The sequence below is a fragment of the Gordonia sp. DT30 genome, from assembly GCF_049844915.1.
Lineage (GTDB): Bacteria > Actinomycetota > Actinomycetes > Mycobacteriales > Mycobacteriaceae > Gordonia.
In genome coordinates this window covers 1-775 of record NZ_JBNCLY010000062.1, presented here as the reverse complement: position 1 = coordinate 775, position 775 = coordinate 1, and the positions used below count along the sequence as shown (strand labels likewise).

The following is a 775-nucleotide window of genomic DNA, read 5'->3' as shown; positions in this document are numbered from 1 at the left end:
TGGGGCGCATCGGGTGGCGGAGCGGTTGAGTCGGATGCGGGACTGGGCGCGTGCTCAGTTGAAGCATGTGTTGGGCATGCCGGATTCGACGGACGCCGAATTGTCCGATGCTCGCTCGTTCGTGACGAAGGCTGGTGAACTGGCAGGCTTGCATGCGGCGGGGGTGGCGATCCTGCAGCGGTACCCGCCGCATCAGTTCGAGATCGAGGTGTTGCAACCTATTGGCTCGCACGGCAGCGGAGCTGCCGATGGGGTGGTTCGGGTCAGTCCGCGCGACGGTGTGACCAACAAGGAGGGGATCACCGAACCGATCATTGTCGTAATGGAGGCGAAAGGCCCACACGCAACGTTGGGACACCGGAAGGGAGTTGGGCGTAACTCGGCGAGGCACTATCAACAGGGGCGTCGGGAATATCTCGAATCGGTCCTCGCGGCCATGGGGGAAAGGGGAGATGCAACGCAGCTGGGGCTGGCGCTGACGATTAAAGACGCGATGAAATTCGGTAGCCTGCGCTACGAGTTGGTGCAGGCGAGAGTCGACAAAAATGGATCGTATTCAGGATATCGGCATCGAGAGTTCGATATCCGGCCGACGGTGAAACGCGGTATCGTAAATGAGAAGGATGGAGATTCTGGCTGATGGTGAATATTGATCGGTGGCATGAGTGGGACCCGGCTTATGTGACGATGAGGCTTGATGGGGCTCGACGCTCTCTTGACGTCTCCTTGACGATGGACCGTCCGTGGAATAGCGACCGGATTCATTATCTTCGGG

Annotated in this window: 1 pseudogene; it reads left to right on the top strand. The window is 59.2% G+C overall.

From position 1 onward, the window contains the following. Positions 1–640, top strand: a pseudogene (locus ACLQ3C_RS21435) (hypothetical protein); the annotation flags it as partial. Positions 641–775: the final 135 nt, after the last annotated feature.